Origin of the sequence: Vibrio bathopelagicus, from assembly GCF_014879975.1 — a bacterium.
Lineage (GTDB): Bacteria > Pseudomonadota > Gammaproteobacteria > Enterobacterales > Vibrionaceae > Vibrio > Vibrio bathopelagicus.
The window spans coordinates 3,041,560-3,062,871 of record NZ_CP062500.1; the positions used below are offsets into that span (position 1 = coordinate 3,041,560).

Genomic DNA, 21,312 nt, shown 5'->3' on the forward strand with positions numbered 1-21,312 from the left:
GCTATTTACCCTGTTGGATTCGACGTAAAGAACGTTCGCGGCGCGATTCTTCTTTGGTCAAATCCATCAATGTTTCTTCGATGTAAGCTAAATGAGAGTGTGACATTTCACGAGCCTGTTCTGGCTGTCCTGAAACGATCGCATCCACAATGTTAGCTCGATGTATACTCACTTTCTCCACAACGTCTTTACGACGATGCAACAGCTTTAAATTTTCTAAGACGTTTTGTTCGAGTAACGGAGCCAAGCTACGAACAATGTGCAATAACACCACATTGTGTGCTGCCTCTGTTAAAGCAATAAGAAAAGCCATCACCGCTGCAGATTCGGCTTCAATGTCACCTTTATCCTGCGCACCGTGAATTTTTTCTTGGCATGCTTGAATTCGAGCAAAGTCTTCATCAGTACCACGCAATGCCGCGAAGTAAGCCGAAATCCCTTCCATCGCATGACGCGATTCCAACAAGTCTAGTTGGGTTTCAGAATGGGAGGACAACAAATTAAGCAAAGGATCTGAAAAGCTTTTCCAGATATTTTCGCTAACAAACGTACCTCCACCTTGACGGCGAGTAAGCAAGCGTTTGGCTTCTAAACGTTGTATCGCTTCTCGGATTGAAGGACGAGACACATCGAACTGTTTCGCCAGTTCGCGCTCAGGCGGCAGCTGCTGCCCTGGAGCCAGTGTTCCTTCCACTATCAACCTTTCTAACTCTTGTTCGATAACGTCCGAGAGTTTTGGCTGACGAATCCTTTGATAAGCCATAGTTTGTTGTTCTTCTTTTTCTTCGCTGACAATTGGTAATACCAATTTTAAGTTGGGCAGAAATTAACATAATTAAAACGCCACTGTCCAGTGTAAAGTTGACCTGCATCATAGAACGCAGTGTGAATTAACCACGATTTAACAAATGAAATTTAAAACAGCAACCAAATTGGTCTTACCATTTACAGGGGTAATACTTTTGGGGAGTATTCGTGCTAGAAAGTTTCAGGATAAAAATGAATTGTTTCAGAAAGATTAGTGCCACTTGATTAAAAATCGAACCAAGTGCACATTAGAGGCAGAAATCCTGTTCATAAGTCTTAACATTAGAGCGTTTGATAAGCTCGTCACACTCTCGATTTATTGATGCTCACCGTCCGACCACTTCCTTTACAAAAGCACAACAAAAATTCACAAACAATTATGCTCATCATTGATTATCTAGAGCCCTTCAATGAGCAGAGTCTTATTGTGAGTTCGAATTTAGAAGCTCAGTTGACCTTGATATTTTTTCCAATCAAAAACCAAACCGGGGTCAGTTTTTCGTAGCGGGGCGATGTATTGATGGCCAGTGATACGCTGACGCGTAATCTGCGAGAAGTTCGACACCAGAGCCTCCGTTAATTGAGCCAAAGATTGGTATTGCTGCTCGGTATAAGCAACAAAGTCACTGCCCTCCAATTCAATGCCAATCGAGTAGTCATTACATCTTTCTCGGCCAGCAAAGCTCGATTGACCCGCATGCCAAGCTCGGTCTAAGAAAGAAACAAACTGCACCACTTCCCCATCGCGACGAATCAAGCAATGCGCCGAGACGCCCATTTGGTAAATCACCTTAAAAAACGGATGCTCAGCGGGGTCGAGTTTTCCCGTAAAAAACTGTTCAATGTAAGGTCCACCAAATTGCCCCGGAGGTAAACTGATGTTGTGAACCACCAGCAAAGAGATATCGTCACTCTTTGGCCTTGCATCAAAATAAGGGGAAGGAACACGCCGAGCGTTGTCATACCATCCGTTGGAGCTGATCGTCATCTTGGTCTCACTTTTTTTCTGCTAGCACAATAGATTGTGACCTTGCCCATCGAGCAGTCGCGCTAGCCTCTTTAATTTGAAGTTAAGCAAGAGTATCATTCCATTCCCACTCCCTTTCAAGATTAGATTTGCGATGAAAAACACACATAACAGCCACCAACGCCTTGATTACTTAAAAGAGCAACTGCCGCTAGAGATCGCTCGCTCAGTGGCTGAGACCATCAAAGAAGATCTAGGTGGAACGTTAGATCCAGCGGCTGATATCACGGCAAGTCTAATCCCAGCAGACGCAATCAACAGCGCAACCATCATTACACGTGAGCACGGTGTGTTCTGTGGTAAAGCTTGGGCTGATGAAGTGTTTAAACAATTGGGCGGTGAAGTCACTATCGAGTGGAACGTAGAAGATGGCGACAAGGTTGAACCAAACCAAACGCTTTGTTCGTTAACAGGCCCAGCACGCGCGCTATTAACCGGTGAGCGTAATGCCATGAACTTCATTCAAACGCTATCGGGTTGTGCGACAACAACAGCCATTTACGCTGACAAAATTAAACATACAGAGTGCCGCCTGTTAGACACTCGCAAAACGATTCCTGGCCTACGTAGTGCACTAAAATACGCAGTGGCTTGTGGTGGCGGTTTCAATCACCGTATCGGTGTTTTCGATGCCTACCTAATCAAAGAAAACCACATCATCGCATGTGGTGGTATCGAGAAAGCAATCTCGACGGCAAAAGAGCTTAACCCAGGCAAACCAGTTGAAGTAGAAACAGAGAGCCTATCAGAGCTAGAGCAAGCGATCAGTGCAGGTGCGGACATCATCATGCTAGACAACTTCACCACAGACATGATGCGTGAAGCCGTTAAAATAAACGCTGGTCGTGCAGCATTAGAGAACTCAGGTAACATCACTCTAGACACTATCGCAGAGTTCGCTGAAACGGGTGTTGATTACATCTCAGTAGGTGCACTCACCAAGCATTTAAAAGCGATGGATTTATCAATGAGATTCAAAGCTTAATTTATTGAAATATAAATAACTTATTTATAAAGGCACGGTTAACTATCGTGCCTTTTTTATTGCCTAAACTATCAGTATTTCAATCACTTATTTAAGTAGATCGCATAATTTTGCGCGCTATATGAAACACTACACTAATAAATACAAAACCACTCGCGACCACACCTGAACACCATTCCACTTCCCCATTCCGACTTCTATCCTCTCAATCAACCAGTGCCTGCACTGAAACAAACTAAACAATGGAATAGAACGATGAATAACAAAAATAGAAGAACAAATCAGAAAGGTTTCACGCTGATTGAATTGATGATTGTGGTGGCAATTATTGGCGCTCTATCAGCGATCGCGATACCCGCATACAAAGATTACGTAGCAAAAAGTGAAGTTGCAGCAGCAGTAGCAACTATGAAAGCTTTACTCACGCCGGCAGAACTAACCTATCAAGAAAAAGGGAAATTAGCAGCTAACACTGATTTAGGTGACTTAGGCATCTCCGCAGGTTCTAATGTATTAGGAACTATTAGTGTACCAACCGACAACGATATTAAATTCCTATTCGGATCAAAAAGTGCGATATCCAACGCCTACATCACATACTCTAGAACCGACACTGGCTGGGCATGTGCTGTAGTCTCAGGTGGCGTAAGTAACTTACCAACAATTGATAGTTGCTCATAAGTGCTAACCAACCTCCCAACCGTTCTACGTCAGGCTAATCTACTTAGCCTGACTCAAGAACAAGCCGTTGCGGAACATGTGCAAGCTTCAGGTGTTTCTACGCCTGAAGCTTTGCTCCTTCTGGACATATTCACAGGCGAGAGTCTCGCACATAACATTCAGGCCATCTTCGGCTTACCGTTAGTACAATTAACCAATACTGACTACGAAACCTTGTGTGACCAATTAGGGCTTCGTGAGCTGATTACCAAGTATCGCGCTATCCCGATTTCAGTTTCAAGTTCAACTCTCACACTTGCCTCGGCCGACCCAACCGACTTACAAGCTGAAGATGATTTCCGCTTTGCGACCGGATTACAAATCGAATTGGTTCTCGCTAACTACTCTGAATTAGAAGGCGCGATACGTAAGCTGTATGGCCGTTCTATTTCCGGGCAAGACTCCAAGCGCAAAGAGATCACTCAAGACGAACTCGCCAACCTCGTTGAAGTCTCCGACGATGAGATGACTTCGATTGAAGATCTCAGCCAAGACGACTCCCCTGTTAGCCGCTTTATCAACCAAATACTGGTCGATGCGGTACGTAAAGGCGCTTCCGATATCCACTTCGAACCTTATGAAGAAAACTATCGAGTGCGCTTACGTTGCGATGGCATCCTTGTTGAAATACAACAACCCGCCTCCCATCTAAGTCGCCGTTTATCTGCTCGCTTAAAGATCCTCGCCAAGCTGGATATCGCTGAGCGTCGCTTGCCTCAAGATGGTCGTATTAAGTTGCGGTTAAACGATGAAATCGCGATTGATATGCGAGTATCGACGCTACCGACGCTATGGGGTGAAAAGATCGTACTGCGTCTTCTAGACAGCAGTGCGGCTAATTTAGATATCGATAAGTTGGGTTATAGCGAGGATCAAAAAGCACTCTACCTCAATGCATTAAAGCGCCCACAAGGTATGATCTTAATGACCGGGCCAACCGGCAGTGGTAAAACCGTTTCTCTCTACACTGGCCTTCGAGTGCTTAACACCACAGAGCGCAACATCTCAACAGCCGAAGACCCGGTAGAGATAAATCTATGTGGTATCAATCAAGTTCAAGTCGCACCCAAAATCGGTTTTGGGTTTGCCGAAGCATTGCGATCGTTTTTACGACAAGATCCCGATGTGGTCATGGTCGGAGAGATCCGCGATTTAGAAACCGCAGAGATCGCGATCAAAGCATCGCAAACTGGACACCTAGTCCTTTCGACATTGCACACCAACTCCGCCGCAGAAACCGTAACTCGACTCGCTCACATGGGAATTGAACCTTTTAACCTTGCTTCATCATTAAGCTTGATTATCGCCCAACGACTGGCAAGACGATTGTGCAATCACTGCAAAGCAGCTGACGACTCTCCGGATATATTTCTGCGTCACTCTATCCCTAACAGCCAAACAATCTATAAAGCCAATCCACAAGGATGTAATGAGTGTAATCAGGGATACTCTGGGCGAGTGGGTATCTATGAAGTTATGCCATTTAGCGACCAACTAAAAAGCAGCCTGATCGACAAACCGAACGCGTTAGCCATTGAAAACTTGGCGCACCGAGAAGGCATGCGAACACTGCAAGAATCAGGGCTAGATAAACTGCTTGAAGGCACCACCAGCTATCAAGAACTACAACGTGTTCTGTATCTATAATTCACGGAGCGAGAATGAGTAGTAAGAACAAACAATCACAACTTAAAAGTTACCATTGGAAGGGCATAAACAGCTCCGGAAAGAAAGTATCAGGGCAAACCTTAGCATTGACGGAATTAGAGGTACGAGAAAAGCTCAAAGATCAGCATATCCAAATAAAGAAAATCAAAAAGAAAAGCATCTCAGCACTGACTCGTTTAACGCACCGAGTTAAGGCCAAAGACATTACCGTGTTGACTCGGCAACTCGCGACCATGTTAGCAACGGGTGTCCCTATCGTGCAGGCCATCAAGTTAGTCTCAGACAATCATCGCAAAGCTGAGATGAAGTCTATCTTGTCGCACATCTGTAAAGGTGTAGAAGCGGGCACTCCGATTTCAAAAGCCATGCGAACCGCAAGCCGTCACTTTGATGATCTGTATACCGACTTAGTTGCGACAGGCGAACTCTCAGGCAACCTAGCGCAAGTCTTTGAACGTTTGGCGACATACCGTGAAAAAAGTGAGCAACTAAAATCTAAGGTTATAAAGGCTCTCATCTACCCAGCAATGGTTGTAGCGGTCGCCCTTACCGTTTCCTACTTAATGCTAACCATGGTCATTCCTGAATTTGAATCGATGTTTTCTGGTTTCGGCGCAGACTTACCTTGGTTCACTCAGCAAGTGCTTTATCTTTCCCACTGGATGCAGGCCTACAGTTTCTATACTACTATTGGTATTGGTTTATTATTCCTATCCATTCAGCAACTGCGTCAGCGATCTTACTCGATTCGACTTTCAACCAGTCGTCTTGGTTTACGCTTCCCTATCCTGGGTGCTGTCATCACTAAGGCATCAATTGCAAAGTTCAGCCGGACGCTATCAACCAGTTTTAGTTCTGGGATTCCCATCTTAACGAGCCTTAAAACAACGGCTAAAACGGCGGGTAATCTACATTATGAAGCGGCAATCATCGAGGTTCACCGTGAGACTGCCGCAGGCATGCCGATGTACATTGCAATGCGCAATACCAATGCCTTCCCGGAGATGGTTTTGCAGATGGTGATGATTGGTGAAGAGTCCGGAAACCTTGATGATATGCTCAATAAAGTAGCTTCCATTTACGAGTTCGAAGTAGACAACACCGTCGATAACCTAGGTAAAATTCTCGAACCGCTGATTATTGTCTTTTTGGGTACGGTTGTTGGCGGCCTCGTTGTCGCGATGTACTTACCGATCTTTAATCTTATGAGTGTGTTAGGATAGCCAAAAGCAACTAAACACCCATGAGTAGCCAATCTCTACTCATATAGATCAAGTGGTAAAAGGACACTATGGAAGTATTTCACTACTATCCTTGGCTATTCCCCGTATTAGCTTTCATTTTTAGCCTTCTTATCGGCAGTTTTCTCAACGTCGTCATACACCGTTTACCGATTATGATGGAACGAGAATGGCAACAAGAGTGCTCGGAGTATTTCTCTCAATATAAAATTCCAGCGCCAGAGGGAAAGTTTAATCTCAGCATTCCTCGTTCTACCTGCCCAAAATGCAAAACCCAATTAAGGATAATAGACAATATACCAGTCTTAAGCTGGTTGTTCTTAAAGGGTAAGTGTCATACCTGTACGACTCCAATCAGCGCTCGCTACCCTTTAGTCGAACTGCTTACCGCAATCCTTTGTACTGTTGTCGCTAGCCACTTTGGTTTCAGTTACTACGCTATCGCCCTGATCTTTTTCACCTTTGCGTTGATTACCGCAACCTTTATCGATCTCGATACCATGCTGCTACCTGATCAAATCACCTTACCTTTAGTTTGGTCTGGTATCGCTTTAGCCCTGTTTAACGTCAGTCCTGTATCGCTTCAAGATTCAGTGATTGGTGCAATAGCAGGCTACTTAGCCCTATGGTCCGTTTACTGGCTGTTCAAGCTACTGACAGGCAAAGAAGGCATGGGTTACGGCGACTTCAAGCTTTTAGCAGCGCTTGGCGCATGGCTTGGTTGGCAGCACCTACCAATGATCATTCTTTTGTCATCGCTGGTCGGTTTAGTTTTCGGATTGATTCAACTTCGCTTGAAACAGCAAGGCATAGATAAAGCCTTCCCATTTGGTCCCTACCTCGCGATTGCTGGTTGGGTAAGCCTATTGTGGGGCAATGACATCATGGGTTGGTATTTCACTTCTGTGCTAGGGATTTAATCATGGCAATCATTATCGGATTAAGTGGTGGTATCGCCAGTGGCAAAACCACAGTAGCTAACCTATTCAATGAACACTTCAATATTGATATTGTCGATGCTGATATCGTGGCACGTGAAGTGGTCGCTCTAGGCAGTGACGGCTTAAAGCAGATTACAGAGCATTTTGGTGAGGCTATCTTGCTCGAAGATGGGACACTAAACCGAGCTAAACTGCGCGAAGTGATCTTCACTGATCCCACAGAAAAACAATGGCTCAATGATCTTCTTCATCCCATGATCCGTGACAAAATTGACAGTGACCTGTCTAAAATCACATCCCCGTATGGTTTATTAGTCGCACCGCTATTGGTTGAAAACCAAATGCAAGGCATGGCCGATCGCGTATTAATCGTAGATGTGCCAGCAGAAGTACAAATAGAACGGACGATGAATCGTGATAATGTTTCTAGGGAACAAGTTGCATCAATTTTAAAATCACAGGCTTCAAGAGAACAACGCTTAGCAGTTGCAGATGACGTGATTAAAAACCATACTAAAAACCAAGAACTTTTGCCTCAAATCACAGATTTACATCAAAAGTATCTGGCAATCAGTGCAGTAGATGGGTCAGAATAGAACAATGTTGAATGAAGGTTTGCTTGATGATCACCCACAAATTTGAACATCCTCTAAATGAGAAAACACGCATCTACTTAAGAGTCGAATCACTCTTGAGGCAGCTACACTTGTCTTCTACATTTTCCGATGCTCAACAGTATCAACTCTTTTTCCGTTCCATCTTTGATCTGATTGAAATCTTCGAACAGATCCAACTCAAGAGCGAACTGGCGAAAGACATTGAGAAGCAGCGTGTAACCTACAAAAGTTGGTTAGATGTTGAAGGTGTCGATCAAGAGATGCTGACATCATTGCTTACCGACATTGGTAACATCTATCGTGATCTGATGCAGGCAGAGCGTTTTGGGCAATCCCTAAAAGAAGACCGCTTCCTGAGTGCGATTCGTCAACGCTTCAATCTTCCAGGTGGCTCATGCTGCTTTGATTTACCCGCACTGCATTATTGGCTGCACCTGCCACTCGATAAAAAAATGAGAGATGCCAAATCATGGATGGATAGCCTACAGCCCCTCTATGAAGCGTTAACACTGTGGTTAAAGCTCACCAGAGAGACTGGTCACTTTAAAGAGCAAATTGCTCGTGCTGGCTTCTTCCAGAGCGATGCTGATGAAGCAAATATCCTTCGCCTTTCTATTCCAATGCAATACGGCGCCTACCCGATGATCTCAGGTCATAAGAACCGTTTTGCCGTTAAGTTCATGAGTTTTGAAACCGGCCAAGCCTGTACTCAAGATATCGAATTTGAATTGGCTATCTGCACCTAATTAATTTCCTTTTATAGTTTGGCTTGAGTCCTCACTCGAGCCTAAACTCACTATTATTACCCCTCAAATTAAGAATCACTATGTCGAAGAAAATCACCATCGTTAAATGCCCTCAATGTAATGCCGACGTTGAATGGGGCGAGCAAAGCCCACATCGCCCGTTTTGCAGCAAGCAATGTCAGATGATTGATTTCGGTGAATGGGCAGACGAAGAGAACAGCATCGCTGGCGCACCTGACATGTCAGATAGCGATGGTTGGTCGGAAGACCCGCACTAGCGAGTAAATTTTGAAGGATTGGCGTTTTACGGCAATCCTTTTTTATTACCTATAACACGGCGCTACTAGAGATTCCCTACTCCTTCCTTCGTCAGTCTAGGGAATGACGGTTTGTCCCTACGGGATTCTATTAGCCACAGCCTTCCTACTGGACCTCTACCTCAATAAGTCTTCATCATCCAATGCCAGATTCCGGTTACCCATTCGTCATTCTCAAGAGTGAGGAACGAACGAGTTGGGAATCTAATGACTTCGAACTAAATCATATACCTAGCTCTGGAACAGATTTCCGACGGTATGCTCACGCATGACACTCTTCTCTATTCTCGATATCCGCCCCAAGAGCGAGAAACGAGCGAGTAGGAGATCTCTTATCTGCGATAACTCTAAATCTCAGGCACAAAAAAGCGGAGCCAAATGGCTCCGCTTTTATCGATAGAATGCAAAAAGAATTACTTCTTAGTAAGCTTCTCTTTAATACGAGCTGACTTACCAGAACGCTCACGTAGGTAGTACAACTTGGCACGACGTACTGCACCACGGCGTTTAACTTCGATGCTATCAACCATTGGAGAGTGAGTTTGGAACGCACGCTCTACACCTTCACCGTTCGAAATCTTACGAACTGTGAATGCAGAGTGAAGACCACGGTTACGAATAGCGATTACAACGCCTTCGAAAGCCTGTAGACGCTCACGGTCACCTTCTTTTACCTTAACCTTAACTACAACAGTGTCACCTGGTGCGAATTTAGGAAGGTCTGATTTTAGTTGCTCTTCTTCAAGAGCCTTGATGATGTTGCTCATTTGTATAAATTCCTAGAATAAACTGATACTAAATTTAATAGGTTACTGCTTGCTTTTCGTTAAGAGCGTTGCTCTTTAATGAATTCAGCCAGTAATTGTTCCTGTTCGTCAGTCAGAGCTAGGTTTTCCAGGAGTTCTGGTCTTCTTAGCCAAGTTCGGCCCAACGATTGTTTTAATCGCCAGCGACGAATGTCCTTATGGTTTCCAGACTTGAGTACCGAGGGCACATCTTTATCGTCTAGCACCTCAGGGCGCGTATAATGGGGACAATCTAGCAAACCATTTGCAAAAGAATCTTCTTCTGCTGATGCGAAATCTCCAAGTACACCCGGAACAAACCGAGAGACTGAATCAATCAACGTCATGGCTGGCAGTTCGCCACCCGTCATCACAAAATCTCCAATCGACCATTCTTCGTCGACTTCAGATTGAATGATGCGCTCATCTACCCCTTCATAGCGACCACAAATAAGAAGCAAGTTCTCGTTTGTTGCCAGCTCTTCAACACCTTGTTGGTCGAGTTTACGACCTTGAGGTGAAAGGTAGATAACCTTCGTCTTTCCCGGTGCTGCCTGTTTGGCTGTTTGGATAGCGTCGCGCAAAGGCTGAACCATCATTAACATGCCAGGACCACCACCGTAAGGTCTGTCATCAACAGTGCGATGTTTATCATGAGTGAAATCACGAGGATTCCATGTCTCAATAGATAAAAGACCTTTTTTAACCGCTTGACCTGTTACTCCGAAATCAGTAACAGAACGGAACATTTCAGGAAACAGGCTAATTACGCCAACCCACATGTGTTCTCTCGCTCTGTAATTTGGAGTTAGAATCCAGGATCCCAGTCAACTTCGATCCGGCGAGCTTCGCGATCAACTTTCTTGATCACTTGCTCTTCAAGGTACGGGATTAACCGTTCCTTTTGGCCAAAAGCATCTTTAAGATTTGCTTTGATTACTAGAACATCGTTCGAGCCAGTTTCTAATAGGTCAGTGACCTCACCAAGGTTGTAACCTTTAGTGGTAAAAACTTGCATACCGAACAATTCGCGCCAGTAGAATTCATCTTCTGACAATTCTGGTAATGAAGCAGGGTCAATAGCAATTTCAAAGTTGGTCATCAGTTGCGCGTCTTCACGTACATCTAATCCCGCTAGCTTACATACATAGCCTTGGCCATGACGTTTCCAGCTTTCAACTTTATACTCAACCCACTCGCCCTTTAGCTTTAAATACCAAGGACTGTAATCAAATATGCTTTCAGCATTGTCTGTGTAGGAGAACACTTTAAGCCAGCCACGAATACCATAGGTAGACCCAAGTTTACCCATAACAATTCTTTCGTTTTGCTCGCTCATCGTTTCTTTACCCTTCATCGACATAAGCTATTTCTCTTTTTAAAAAAGAATTAAGCCGCTTTTTGAGCGTCTTTAACTAGCTTAGCTACGCGGTCAGATAGAGATGCGCCTTGACCAACCCAGTGGTTAACACGATCTAGGTCTAGACGTAGACCTTCTTCTTGACCTTGAGCAGTAGGGTTAAAGAAACCTACTTTCTCGATGAAACGGCCAGTTACAGAGTTACGGCTATCCGCAACTACGATTTGATAAAATGGGCGCTTCTTTGCACCGTGACGTGCCAAACGAATGGTTACCATGTCGTCCTCTTTGCTTTCTTAATAAAATAATTAACCCCAAGTATAAGTAAATAGCTTGGGGTCTCGTGCCAAATTAAAGCCCCGGAATTTTACTCTTATTCCGGTGCAATGCAAGGGCTTTAGCTATTTTTTCACCAACATAGCCACCGTACACTTTCTGTGACACGGCTAACACTATGAAAAGTAACGTAGCTAAAGCTTACATTTGTAGATTATCGGCCAAACGGGTTAAAACCACCACCCATTCCGCCCATACCTCCACCGCCGCCCATCATGCCCTGCATGTTGCGCATCATGCCTTTCATTCCACCCTTCTGCATTTTCTTCATCATCTTCTGCATTTGAGTGAACTGTTTCAGCATACGGTTTACATCTTGTACTTGAGTACCAGAACCTGCAGCAATACGCTTCTTGCGTGAGCCTTTGATTAGGTCAGGACGCTGGCGCTCTTTCATTGTCATAGAGTTGATGATCGCTTCCATTTGCTTGAACATCTTGTCATCAACTTTATCTTTTACGTTGTCAGGTAGCTGAGACATGCCTGGAAGCTTATCCATCATGCCCATCATGCCGCCCATGTTCTGCATCTGTCCTAGCTGTTCACGGAAGTCTTCAAGGTCAAAGCCTTTCTTCTCTTTGAACTTCTTAGCCAGTTTCTCTGCTTTCTCGGTATCAACGTTTTTCTGTAGGTCTTCAATAAGAGACAGTACGTCGCCCATACCAAGGATACGAGAAGCAACACGATCTGGGTGGAACGGTTCTAGTGCGTCAGTTTTTTCACCAACACCTAAGAATTTAATCGGTTTACCAGTGATGTGACGAACAGACAGTGCAGCACCGCCACGCGCATCACCATCCACTTTCGTTAAGATAACACCGGTAAGTGGTAGCGTATCGCCAAAGGCTTTTGCAGTATTCGCAGCATCTTGACCTGTCATTGCATCAACAACGAACAGTGTCTCTACTGGGTTAATTGCAGTATGAAGCTCTTTGATCTCGCCCATCATCTCTTCATCGATAGCCAAACGACCGGCAGTATCGACAATTAGTACGTCGTAGAATTTCTTCTTCGCGTGGTCGATTGCGGCGTTTGCAATATCAAGAGGCTTTTGGTCAGCTGAAGATGGGAAGAAGTCGACACCAACATCGCTTGCTAAGGTTTCAAGCTGTTTGATCGCTGCTGGACGGTAAACGTCGGCAGACACAACCAAAACTTTCTTCTTGTCACGCTCAGTCAGGAGCTTAGATAGCTTACCTACCGATGTGGTTTTACCCGCACCTTGTAGACCCGCCATTAAGATGACTGCTGGCGGTTGTGCTGCTAGGTCAAGAGCCTCGTTAGACTCCCCCATAACAGCTTCAAGTTCAGCTTGAACGATCTTAATGAACTCTTGGCCAGGTGTTAGAGATTTAGATACCTCAACACCAACAGCGCCTTCTTTTACGCGCTTAACAAAATCACGGACAACTGGCAGTGCAACGTCGGCTTCAAATAGCGCCATACGTACTTCACGCAGCGTCTCTTTAATATTGTCTTCGGTCAGGCGACCTTTACCGCTGATATTCTTCAGCGTTTTGGATAGACGATCCGTTAAATTATCAAACATAGTTTTCTCTTCGCTCAATCCTGCGACTATTACTGTGAGTATACATTAGCGTGGATTAGAGTCATACCCGTTGTAGAGCGTTAATCATCCACGCTTGTGATGTGAGACATTGTTCCCTTGGAATTGAGTGAGGTTCACCATAGCCCCAAAGAGCGATGCGAGGTATAATTCATCAATTAGTAATCATTTAAATGGATACCATGGACAGTCTTATTGCGATCGCAGCAGCCTTTCTTTATACAATGGCGATTTCCACGATCATTCCAGGTCTCGTGCACCAAACAGGAATCCGTGTAAAAACGGTGTTTATCAGCGCATTACTTGCTTTAGCTTTCCATGCTTGGTTGCTTGGCGATTTAATCTTTAATGCCAGTGGCCAAAACCTCAGTATCTTGAACGTTGCTTCATTGATCAGTTTGATCATCTCTTTGGTCATGAGCGGTGCTATGCTCAAAACCCGATTGTGGTTCATCTTGCCCGTCGTTTATAGCTTCGCTGCACTTAACTTGATGGCTGCTACTTTTCTTTCAAGCACCTTCATCAAACATCTAGAGAATGACCCAAAACTGCTTGTGCACATCTCTTTGGCGCTCTTCTCATACGCGACACTAACTATCGGCGCGCTATACGCTCTGCAACTCGCGTGGCTCGATCACAAACTTAAAAAGAAAAAAGCGTTAGTAATAAACCCTAATCTACCTCCATTAATGATGGTGGAAAGACAACTTTTCAAGATCATTCTTATCGGTAATGGTTTATTAACCGGCACCTTGCTGACTGGCCTTATCTTCGTACAAGATATGTTTGCTCAAGGAAAGGCGCACAAAGCCGTATTGTCTTTTATTGCTTGGGTTATCTACTCCATCCTTCTTTGGGGTCATTATCAAAAAGGTTGGCGTGGACAGAAAGTCACTTGGTTCGCCCTTGCTGGCGCCAGCATGCTCACATTAGCCTACTTCGGTAGCCGCTTCGTTCAGGAAATAATCCTGAATTAGTCTGTAAAATAAAGGCAAGGTCTCACACACCTTGCCTTTAAAATATTGAGTCCATTAGATTCAATTGACATCTCGACCATGTTCGGTCATAAATTAATCAAGATACAAAAATAGGAAAAGAATAGTTTTGGACGACATATCAACGGGTATCTTATTTGCGCTACTCGCGTGTCTCATAGTAATTTCTGGTTATTTCTCTGGCTCTGAAACGGGCATGATGTCCCTGAACCGCTACCGTTTAAAGCACTTAGCCAGTACGGGCCATAAAGGTGCCAAACGCGTAGAAAAACTTCTGAGTCGCCCAGACAGATTGATCGGCCTCATTCTCATCGGCAACAATCTCGTCAACATTCTTGCATCTGCGATCGCTACGATTCTTGGTATGCGTATCTATGGGGATATCGGCGTTGCAATCGCAACCGGAGCCCTGACCCTAGTGATCCTCGTATTTGCTGAGGTAACCCCAAAAACCATCGCCTCACTTTTCCCAGAACGAGTGTCTTACGCCAGCAGTATTCTATTAATGATACTGATGAAGGTGCTGTCACCACTGGTTATCTTGGTTAACTTTATTACTAACGGCTTCATCCGTATCTTAGGTGTCAAAGCCAGCCATGATGCGACCGACCATTTGAGTTCCGAAGAGCTTAGGACCGTAGTAAATGAAGCCGGAACCCTGATACCTCAGCGTCACCAAGATATGTTGGTGTCTATTCTAGATTTAGAGCACGTCACCGTGAATGACATCATGGTGCCACGTAATGAGATCACCGGTATCGACATCAATGATGACTGGAAATCGATCGTTCGTCAGCTCACTCACTCTCCTCATGGTCGTATCGTGCTATACCGCGATCAAATAGATGAAGTGGTTGGTATGCTGAGGCTACGGGAAGCTTATCGCTTAATGCTTGAAAAGAACGAATTCAATAAAGAGACATTGCTGCGTGCAGCCGATGAGATCTACTTTATTCCTGAAGCGACACCACTCAACATTCAACTGCTTAAATTCCAACGCAACAAACAGCGCATTGGTTTGATTGTCGATGAGTATGGCGATATCAACGGCTTGGTTACGTTGGAAGATATTCTAGAAGAGATCGTGGGTGAATTTACGACTTCTATTGCACCTAGTTTATCTGAAGAGATCACTCCGCAAAGTGATGGTAGTTTCTTAATTGAAGGTAGTGCCAATATCCGAGATATCAACAAAGGCTTGCAGTGGGCACTCCCTACTGACGGTCCAAGAACACTCAATGGCCTGATATTAGAACATCTAGAAGATATCCCAGAAAGTCACCTCAGTGTTCAGGTTGCCAGTCATCCGATGGAAATTGTTGAACTCGAAGAAAACCGCATCAAGCTAGTACGCGTGTTTCCACAGGTAGCTAACGGGTAATCGCTACTCGATGAAAAACAAAAGGCCCGGTTCATTGAACCGGGCCTTTTAGTATCTAACTCACCCTATCTAGGGTGTTACCAATAACTAGTCGATTTTAAGCTCTTGAAGCATCGACTCTGGCAGTGCCAGTTCATCATTTTTGTTTACAGAGATACCAGCAGCGATGATCGCATTGGCGATATCTTTCGCTTCATCCAAAGAGTGCATTGCAGCAGTACCACATTGGTATTCGTTCAACTCAGGGATCTTATTCTGGTTCTCAACTTTCAGTACATCTTGCATAGCCGCTAACCAAGCGTCTGCTACTTGCTGCTCTGAAGGCGTACCAATCAAGCTCATGTAGAAACCAGTGCGGCAACCCATCGGTGAAATATCAATGATCTCCACGTCTGAACCATTCAGTTGAGCTCGCATGAATCCAGCGTATAGATGCTCTAAAGTATGGATACCTTTTTCAGATAGGATATCTTTGTTTGGTGCAGTAAAACGCAGGTCAAATACCGTGATGGTATCCCCTTTTGGGGTTTGCATTGTTTTCGCAACACGAACTGCAGGGGCGTTCATGCGTGTATGATCAACAGTAAAACTATCTAATAAAGGCATTGCTATTCTCCATGACGGTTGGCTTTAGAAAAACCAACTTCGATTGTCTTCTAGTTCTTTGCGGCACTGTTTAAGTTGCCAGCCATAATCTTTTGCTTGCTGTTCGACTTTGCGGGCCACCTTAATCAAAGATGGCTTGCTGTTATACGATTTACGCTTAAAACCACCACGACCTTCATGATAAGCCAGGTATTGGTTATACGGATCCCAAAGTGAAACCCCTAACTGACGACGCGTCTCGCTGGTGTACCAGCCAATAAACATCAGTGCATCGTCAAAGTTGGTTCTTGAACCACCATTGTTGGTTGCCTTCTGGAAATCTTCCCAGGCAGGATCTTGGGCTTGTGCATAACCGTAAGCGCTGCTCACACGGCCCCACGGAATGAAGCCCAGAATGTAATCTTTTGGTGGGCGCGCATCATGACGATAGCTACTCTCTTGTTTAACAAAAGCCATCGCTACGTTGATCGGCGTTCCCCACTCTTCTTGCATATCTAACGCATCTTCGTACCACGAAGGGTGCTCTCTAAAGATACTGCAGATGTTACTTTGTTCTTTAGGCGGTGGCGTTGCACAACCAACCAACAGGCTAGAGACAACACCAACAGTCACTAAGGGTAGCCATTTTCCACTTACACGAGTGGACAGGCCTAATAAGGCTTGCTTCCTTTCCACCAAAGTCTCGCTATGCTTTTAAATACGAAAAATAATCCGTTAAGAAGCTGTCAAAATCTTGCATGCTTGCTTCTTCACTTTGTTGTTGAGCGATCATTGAGCGCTGAACTTCCGCTTCCATCAACTCAGCTGAGTAAACCTTATATTGATGCGCTTTGTGTTGTTGAGCGTAGGTTTTTCCTAACGCGCAACCAACTTTTCCTAAGCCACCTAATCTTTTAGTCTCTTCAAGTAACTGACCAGAAATGGTTAATTCTGGGTTATCGATCCAAGCTTCAAGCGTATCGCACGTTTCTTGGTATGCACGACCACCTTGCTCCGCATCCATCAACTCAGCGATAACACGAAGATCTTTGAATACGCGTTTAGCCCAATCTTGCAGAGACAGTCTCTCGCCATCACAACCAATCTTGAGTTCTAAACCAACCTGACGACCTTCTAAGATCACCTTGTTCCAGTTATCACGCCAGCATTCAAGTTCGCAGTTATCCATCTCAGCCGAGTCGGTTAACACACTCCAAGTTAGGAATAAATCTAAGAAGCGAACTTGTTGCTCATTGATACCAATTGAGCTGAATGGGTTTACATCTAAAGAACGAACCTCGATGTACTCAACACCAGCACGAGCCAGTGCTTCTGATGGCTTCTCACCACTTTTAGCAACACGCTTAGGACGAATTGGTGCATAAAGCTCGTTCTCGATTTGAAGAACATTGCTATTCAATTGACGGTATTCACCATCAACTTTAGTACCGATTTCGGCGAATTCTTCTGATGGTGTTCGGATCGCTTGATTCAAACCTTCAAGGTATTGGTCTAGGCTGTTGAAACCAATCTTCAATACGCTTTGAGCACTGTTGGTGTAGCCAAGATCGCTCAGGCGCAGTGCCGTTGCTTTTGGTAAGTACAGTGTCTCTCCAATCTTTTCAAAAGGTAGCTTTGTCTCTCTGCCTTTGATGAAAGAAGGACATAGTGCAGGTGAAGCACCGAAGAAATAAGGAATTAACCAACCAAAACGGTAGTAATTACGAATCAAACCAAAGTAAGCATCGGACTTAGAGTCACAACGCGCTTCTTCGGTTTGCTCTCCAAACAGGCTATCCCAAAAACTATCAGGGAAAGAGAAATTGAAGTGAACACCTGAAATAATCTGCATCAGGCTACCGTAGCGACGCTTTAGGCCTTCACGATATAGAGTCTTCATCTTGCCGTTGTTAGAGGTGCCGTATTGCGCTAGCTGAATGTAATCTTCACTGCCTACATAACAAGGCATAGAAAGCGGCCACATCTTTTCGCCATCTAACTTGGTTTGTGTGAAATGGTGGATATCAGACAACTGATTCAAAAGCGTCGGAACGTCGTTAGAAACAGGCGTAATAAACTCCAGTAACGACTCAGAAAAATCGGTCGTTACCCATCCGTTCATCAACGCAGATCCCAAAGCCTTTGGGTGCGGCCCAGTCGCAAGATGCCCATCTTCCGTGTAGCGTAACGTTTCCCTTTCAACACCACGACCAAATTGAGAGAAGGTCTTAGGGTTGGTTGCAACTTGCTTTAGTCGCGCAGCAAAATCAGTCAAAATTCAGTTCACTTATCTTATATCGTTCTGATTAGAACTATCATAAATTAGGTCGGAGGAGAAAAATAGAGTCTTTTCCCTCCCCCTTTAATGTGTACTCTAACGAATGATTTCAAGCTCTTCTATTGGAATATCTAACTTTTCTAGTTGAGGACGAAGCGAAGTCGCGTCGCCAACAACAATTATTTGATAATCATTCGGGTCAAACCATTTCTTAGATAGCTCGTTTAAGGTCTCTTTTGAGACAGTTTCAACTATCTGATTACGTTGTTGCAGATAATCTTCGTCAAGGCTTAGCGCAACAATATTACTCAACAACCCAGCCTTTTGACTTGGTGTTTCGTATTTAAGTGCATCTTGTTGACCGACGGCAAGGCGCATAAATTTCACCTCTTCGTCAGTTAATCCACTCTGACTGAATTCATTTAGCTCAGAGATAAACTCTTGAATCGATGGAACCGTCGCATTGGCTCTCACTTGAGCGCTGAATACTACCGCACCAGTTTCACGCGTACTGGCGAAGTAACCGCTAGCACCGTAAGTGTAGGCTTTGTCCTCACGTAGATTCTGGTTGATACGGCTATTGAAGTTACCGGCTAAATTAAAGTTAGCCAACTGGCTCAAATACAACTCACCGGTTGCGTCAAACGGTAACCCTTTACGAACCAGGCGAACAATACTTTGCGGCGCACCCGGTTTATCGACCAAGTACAGGTGCTGACCAGAAAGCTCTTTGACGATCTGTGGACGCGTTAGTGGTGCCGCATCGCCTTGCCATTGTTCAAAGAATTGTAGCTGCTTCCCAACCTCTTTCTTCGAAATGTCCCCTACAATAACAATATTAGCTCCCTCCGGAGTATAGTGCTGACTGTAAAACAGTTTTACATCGTCCAGAGTTAATGACTCTAGAGAGTCCTTAGTACCATCACTTGCACGAGCAAAAATACTGTCACCAAACAGCACTTCACGGGTTGCTTGAGAAGCCATCCAGTTTGGCTGCTGGTGCTGATAGACAACCCCTTCAAGCATCTGCTTCTTCACGCGTTCGAAGTCTTGCTCATCAAACTTAGGCTCGAATAGAACCTCTTGTACAATTGCTAAGGTTTGAGGCAGGTTTTTCTCTAGCGTAGAGACCGAAATGTCCGTGGTGTAACTTCCGGCGCTAATGCTGACGCTACTGCCAAGCTTATCTAAGGTCGCCTGTAACTCTTCAACCGTTCGTTTCGTCGAACCTTCTTCCATCATAGAAGCCGTTAAGTTCGCCAGGCCTTCTTGCCCTTTACGAACATAGCGTTCACCTGCAGGTAGTTGAATTTGTAACTGCACTGTCGGCGTTTCACTGGTCACGGTACCAATCAAGTCAGTGCCGTTCTCAAAATGCATGCGATACAGATCAGGCATGGTCGCTTCAACACCAAAGTTCACTTCTGGCATCACGCTGCGATCAAAGGTATTTGGTGCTTTTCTGAAATCAAGCTGGTCTTCAGTGACCTTGGCATATTCAGGTAACGTGCGAGCAGGAGTGGTGAATGTAGCTTCACGAACCGCTAGATCGAGCTGCTTCTTGGGAACAACACTCAAGGTAACCTTATGCTTACCCTCGATGAAATCTTGGTATGCCTTGCTGACGCTTTCTGGTGTTACCGCTCGGATTTGATCGAGTTGCGATTCAATACGATCCGGTTGACCATAGAAGGTCTGATTCGAAGCCAGTTGTGAAACTTTCCCTTTCACGCTTTGCAGAGCGAAAACCGCATCCGCTTCAGCCATACCGGTAATTTGGTCTAAGCGCTCTTGTTCAACCCCCTCTTTCGAGAACTGTTCTAAGGTATCCATCAATTCTTTGTTAAGAACCGTCAAATCACCTTTTTTACCAGAGTCGCCCATCGCATAAACATACATGGTACAAGCCAATTCAGCACAATCATGAAAAGAACCCGCGCTCACTGCTTTTTGCGTCTTAACCAAGTTTTGATATAGGTAACTGTTGGTGCCTGAACCTAAAACGTTAGACAATGCATTTAACGAAACTTGTGTCTCTTCACCACGATACGTCGTTGGCCAACCAACAAGCACCATTGGCTGACGAATGTTGTCTTCTAATGTGATGTACTTATCTTCAGTCAGCACTGCAGGTTGTTTCTCAGCTGCCTTAACTTCAGGGCCTTTAGGGATTGGACCAAAGTACTTGTTAACCCACTCTAGCGTGTCATCAACATCGATATCACCACCAATTGTTAATACGGCATTGTTAGGGCCATACCAGCGTAGGAAGAAGGCTTTAAGATCATTCACATCAACACGGTCTAAGTCTTCAACATAACCGATTGGTTGCCACGAATACGGGTGACCTTCAGGGTAAAGCGCTTCACCCATACGTTCCCACATTAAGCCATAAGGACGATTTTCGTAGCTTTGAGCTCGCTCGTTCTTAACCGTGCCTCTTTGAACTTCAAATTTCTTTTGAGAAACCGCATCCAACAAGAAGCCCATGCGGTCTGATTCCAACCACAGCATTTTCTCAAGCTGGTTAGAAGGAACGGTTTCAAAGTAGTTGGTACGGTCACGGTTGGTAGTACCGTTTAACGAGCCACCCGCTTCGGTAATGATCTTAAAGTGCTGTTGGTCACCGACGTTTTCCGAGCCTTGGAACATCATGTGCTCAAAAAAGTGAGCAAAGCCTGATTTGCCAATCTGCTCACGTGCGGAGCCTACGTGATAAGTGACATCAACATGCACCAGTGGATCGGAATCATCAGGAGAAAGGATAACGGTCAAGCCATTTTCTAGCTGATATTTCGCATACGGAATCACGACTTTATCTTTAGAAGGCTTAACTTCTTCTAATAAGGTGACACCTTCAGGTAGCGAAGAAAAGAAGGGTGTTGAGCTAGGTACATTATAAGAACAGCCAGCGATGGCGATAAGAGAAAATGTACCAAGTAAAACCTTTTTCATA

Annotated in this window: 20 protein-coding genes and 1 pseudogene; 10 read left to right on the forward strand and 11 right to left on the reverse strand. The window is 44.7% G+C overall.

What is annotated here, in order from left to right:
* Nucleotide 1: 1 nt before the first annotated feature.
* Together pdhR and ampD are read right to left on the reverse strand one after the other, a co-directional pair.
* A complete protein-coding gene (pdhR, locus tag IHV80_RS13365) occupies nt 2-763 on the reverse strand; it encodes a pyruvate dehydrogenase complex transcriptional repressor PdhR (RefSeq protein WP_004735446.1) in 762 nt (253 codons plus the stop codon).
* A 483-nt stretch (nt 764-1,246) separates the two neighbouring features.
* Nucleotides 1,247-1,845, reverse strand: a pseudogene (gene ampD / locus IHV80_RS13370) (1,6-anhydro-N-acetylmuramyl-L-alanine amidase AmpD).
* 83 nt (nt 1,846-1,928) lie between these two features.
* Here ampD and nadC point away from each other — a divergent pair.
* From nadC to yacG, 8 genes are all read left to right on the forward strand, one after another.
* Nucleotides 1,929-2,819 (forward strand): carboxylating nicotinate-nucleotide diphosphorylase, encoded by an 891-nt coding sequence (nadC, locus tag IHV80_RS13375; protein WP_192889367.1) that lies wholly within the window; start codon nt 1,929-1,931, stop codon nt 2,817-2,819.
* Nucleotides 2,820-3,074: 255 nt separating this feature from the next.
* Entirely contained in the window at nt 3,075-3,500 is a 426-nt protein-coding gene (locus IHV80_RS13380) for a pilin (RefSeq protein ID WP_192889368.1), read from the forward strand.
* On the forward strand, nt 3,501-5,186 hold the full coding sequence (gene pilB / locus IHV80_RS13385) for a type IV-A pilus assembly ATPase PilB (RefSeq protein WP_192889369.1): 1,686 nt from the start codon (nt 3,501-3,503) through the stop codon (nt 5,184-5,186).
* A gap of 14 nt (nt 5,187-5,200) precedes the next feature.
* A complete protein-coding gene (locus IHV80_RS13390; protein WP_192889370.1) occupies nt 5,201-6,430 on the forward strand; it encodes a type II secretion system F family protein in 1,230 nt (409 codons plus the stop codon).
* A 68-nt stretch (nt 6,431-6,498) separates the two neighbouring features.
* On the forward strand, nt 6,499-7,368 hold the full coding sequence (locus tag IHV80_RS13395; protein ID WP_192889371.1) for a prepilin peptidase: 870 nt from the start codon (nt 6,499-6,501) through the stop codon (nt 7,366-7,368).
* 2 nt (nt 7,369-7,370) lie between these two features.
* Complete coding sequence (gene coaE / locus IHV80_RS13400) at nt 7,371-7,985, forward strand: dephospho-CoA kinase (protein WP_192889372.1); 615 nt, start codon at nt 7,371-7,373, stop codon at nt 7,983-7,985.
* A gap of 26 nt (nt 7,986-8,011) precedes the next feature.
* Nucleotides 8,012-8,752: a cell division protein ZapD gene (gene zapD / locus IHV80_RS13405; protein ID WP_192889373.1), complete on the forward strand. Its 741-nt coding sequence runs from the start codon at nt 8,012-8,014 to the stop codon at nt 8,750-8,752.
* 80 nt (nt 8,753-8,832) lie between these two features.
* Nucleotides 8,833-9,030 (forward strand): DNA gyrase inhibitor YacG, encoded by a 198-nt coding sequence (yacG, locus tag IHV80_RS13410; RefSeq protein ID WP_004735515.1) that lies wholly within the window; start codon nt 8,833-8,835, stop codon nt 9,028-9,030.
* A 452-nt stretch (nt 9,031-9,482) separates the two neighbouring features.
* Here the strand turns inward: yacG and rplS are convergent, their stop codons facing one another.
* From rplS to ffh, 5 genes are all read right to left on the reverse strand, one after another.
* Nucleotides 9,483-9,836, reverse strand: a complete 354-nt coding sequence (gene rplS / locus IHV80_RS13415; RefSeq protein WP_009847607.1) for a 50S ribosomal protein L19 — start codon at nt 9,834-9,836, stop codon at nt 9,483-9,485.
* Nucleotides 9,837-9,895: 59 nt separating this feature from the next.
* Nucleotides 9,896-10,636 (reverse strand): tRNA (guanosine(37)-N1)-methyltransferase TrmD, encoded by a 741-nt coding sequence (gene trmD / locus IHV80_RS13420; protein ID WP_065110800.1) that lies wholly within the window; start codon nt 10,634-10,636, stop codon nt 9,896-9,898.
* A gap of 26 nt (nt 10,637-10,662) precedes the next feature.
* Nucleotides 10,663-11,217 carry a ribosome maturation factor RimM gene (gene rimM, locus IHV80_RS13425; protein WP_009847609.1) on the reverse strand — a complete coding sequence of 185 codons (555 nt, stop codon included), beginning with the start codon at nt 11,215-11,217 and terminating at the stop codon, nt 10,663-10,665.
* Nucleotides 11,218-11,243: 26 nt separating this feature from the next.
* A complete protein-coding gene (gene rpsP / locus IHV80_RS13430) occupies nt 11,244-11,492 on the reverse strand; it encodes a 30S ribosomal protein S16 (RefSeq protein ID WP_004735508.1) in 249 nt (82 codons plus the stop codon).
* 212 nt (nt 11,493-11,704) lie between these two features.
* Nucleotides 11,705-13,099 (reverse strand): signal recognition particle protein, encoded by a 1,395-nt coding sequence (gene ffh, locus IHV80_RS13435; protein WP_192889374.1) that lies wholly within the window; start codon nt 13,097-13,099, stop codon nt 11,705-11,707.
* Nucleotides 13,100-13,299: 200 nt separating this feature from the next.
* Between ffh and IHV80_RS13440 the strand changes: the two genes are divergently transcribed.
* Nucleotides 13,300-14,094, forward strand: a complete 795-nt coding sequence (locus tag IHV80_RS13440; protein WP_192889375.1) for a cytochrome C assembly family protein — start codon at nt 13,300-13,302, stop codon at nt 14,092-14,094.
* A gap of 127 nt (nt 14,095-14,221) precedes the next feature.
* Entirely contained in the window at nt 14,222-15,493 is a 1,272-nt protein-coding gene (locus IHV80_RS13445) for an HlyC/CorC family transporter (protein ID WP_192889376.1), read from the forward strand.
* Nucleotides 15,494-15,580: 87 nt separating this feature from the next.
* Here the strand turns inward: IHV80_RS13445 and luxS are convergent, their stop codons facing one another.
* The 4 genes from luxS to IHV80_RS13465 all read right to left on the reverse strand — a co-directional run bounded on the left by luxS (nt 15,581) and on the right by IHV80_RS13465 (nt 21,311).
* Nucleotides 15,581-16,099, reverse strand: coding sequence for an S-ribosylhomocysteine lyase (gene luxS / locus IHV80_RS13450; RefSeq protein ID WP_192889377.1), 519 nt, complete (start codon nt 16,097-16,099; stop codon nt 15,581-15,583).
* A 24-nt stretch (nt 16,100-16,123) separates the two neighbouring features.
* Nucleotides 16,124-16,774, reverse strand: a complete 651-nt coding sequence (locus tag IHV80_RS13455) for a transglycosylase SLT domain-containing protein (RefSeq protein WP_192889378.1) — start codon at nt 16,772-16,774, stop codon at nt 16,124-16,126.
* A gap of 10 nt (nt 16,775-16,784) precedes the next feature.
* On the reverse strand, nt 16,785-18,353 hold the full coding sequence (gshA, locus tag IHV80_RS13460) for a glutamate--cysteine ligase (RefSeq protein WP_192889379.1): 1,569 nt from the start codon (nt 18,351-18,353) through the stop codon (nt 16,785-16,787).
* A 99-nt stretch (nt 18,354-18,452) separates the two neighbouring features.
* Complete coding sequence (locus IHV80_RS13465; RefSeq protein WP_192889380.1) at nt 18,453-21,311, reverse strand: M16 family metallopeptidase; 2,859 nt, start codon at nt 21,309-21,311, stop codon at nt 18,453-18,455.
* Between the last annotated feature and the right edge of the window lies 1 nt (nt 21,312).

Coding starts and splice junctions, on each gene's coding strand:
- pdhR (WP_004735446.1), bottom strand. CDS start 763: ATGGCTTATCAAAGGATTCGTCAGCCAAAACTCTCGGACGTTATCGAA.
- nadC (WP_192889367.1), top strand. CDS start 1,929: ATGAAAAACACACATAACAGCCACCAACGCCTTGATTACTTAAAAGAG.
- IHV80_RS13380 (WP_192889368.1), top strand. CDS start 3,075: ATGAATAACAAAAATAGAAGAACAAATCAGAAAGGTTTCACGCTGATT.
- IHV80_RS13390 (WP_192889370.1), top strand. CDS start 5,201: ATGAGTAGTAAGAACAAACAATCACAACTTAAAAGTTACCATTGGAAG.
- IHV80_RS13395 (WP_192889371.1), top strand. CDS start 6,499: ATGGAAGTATTTCACTACTATCCTTGGCTATTCCCCGTATTAGCTTTC.
- coaE (WP_192889372.1), top strand. CDS start 7,371: ATGGCAATCATTATCGGATTAAGTGGTGGTATCGCCAGTGGCAAAACC.
- zapD (WP_192889373.1), top strand. CDS start 8,012: ATGATCACCCACAAATTTGAACATCCTCTAAATGAGAAAACACGCATC.
- yacG (WP_004735515.1), top strand. CDS start 8,833: ATGTCGAAGAAAATCACCATCGTTAAATGCCCTCAATGTAATGCCGAC.
- rplS (WP_009847607.1), bottom strand. CDS start 9,836: ATGAGCAACATCATCAAGGCTCTTGAAGAAGAGCAACTAAAATCAGAC.
- trmD (WP_065110800.1), bottom strand. CDS start 10,636: ATGTGGGTTGGCGTAATTAGCCTGTTTCCTGAAATGTTCCGTTCTGTT.
- rimM (WP_009847609.1), bottom strand. CDS start 11,217: ATGTCGATGAAGGGTAAAGAAACGATGAGCGAGCAAAACGAAAGAATT.
- rpsP (WP_004735508.1), bottom strand. CDS start 11,492: ATGGTAACCATTCGTTTGGCACGTCACGGTGCAAAGAAGCGCCCATTT.
- ffh (WP_192889374.1), bottom strand. CDS start 13,099: ATGTTTGATAATTTAACGGATCGTCTATCCAAAACGCTGAAGAATATC.
- IHV80_RS13440 (WP_192889375.1), top strand. CDS start 13,300: ATGGACAGTCTTATTGCGATCGCAGCAGCCTTTCTTTATACAATGGCG.
- luxS (WP_192889377.1), bottom strand. CDS start 16,099: ATGCCTTTATTAGATAGTTTTACTGTTGATCATACACGCATGAACGCC.
- IHV80_RS13465 (WP_192889380.1), bottom strand. CDS start 21,311: ATGAAAAAGGTTTTACTTGGTACATTTTCTCTTATCGCCATCGCTGGC.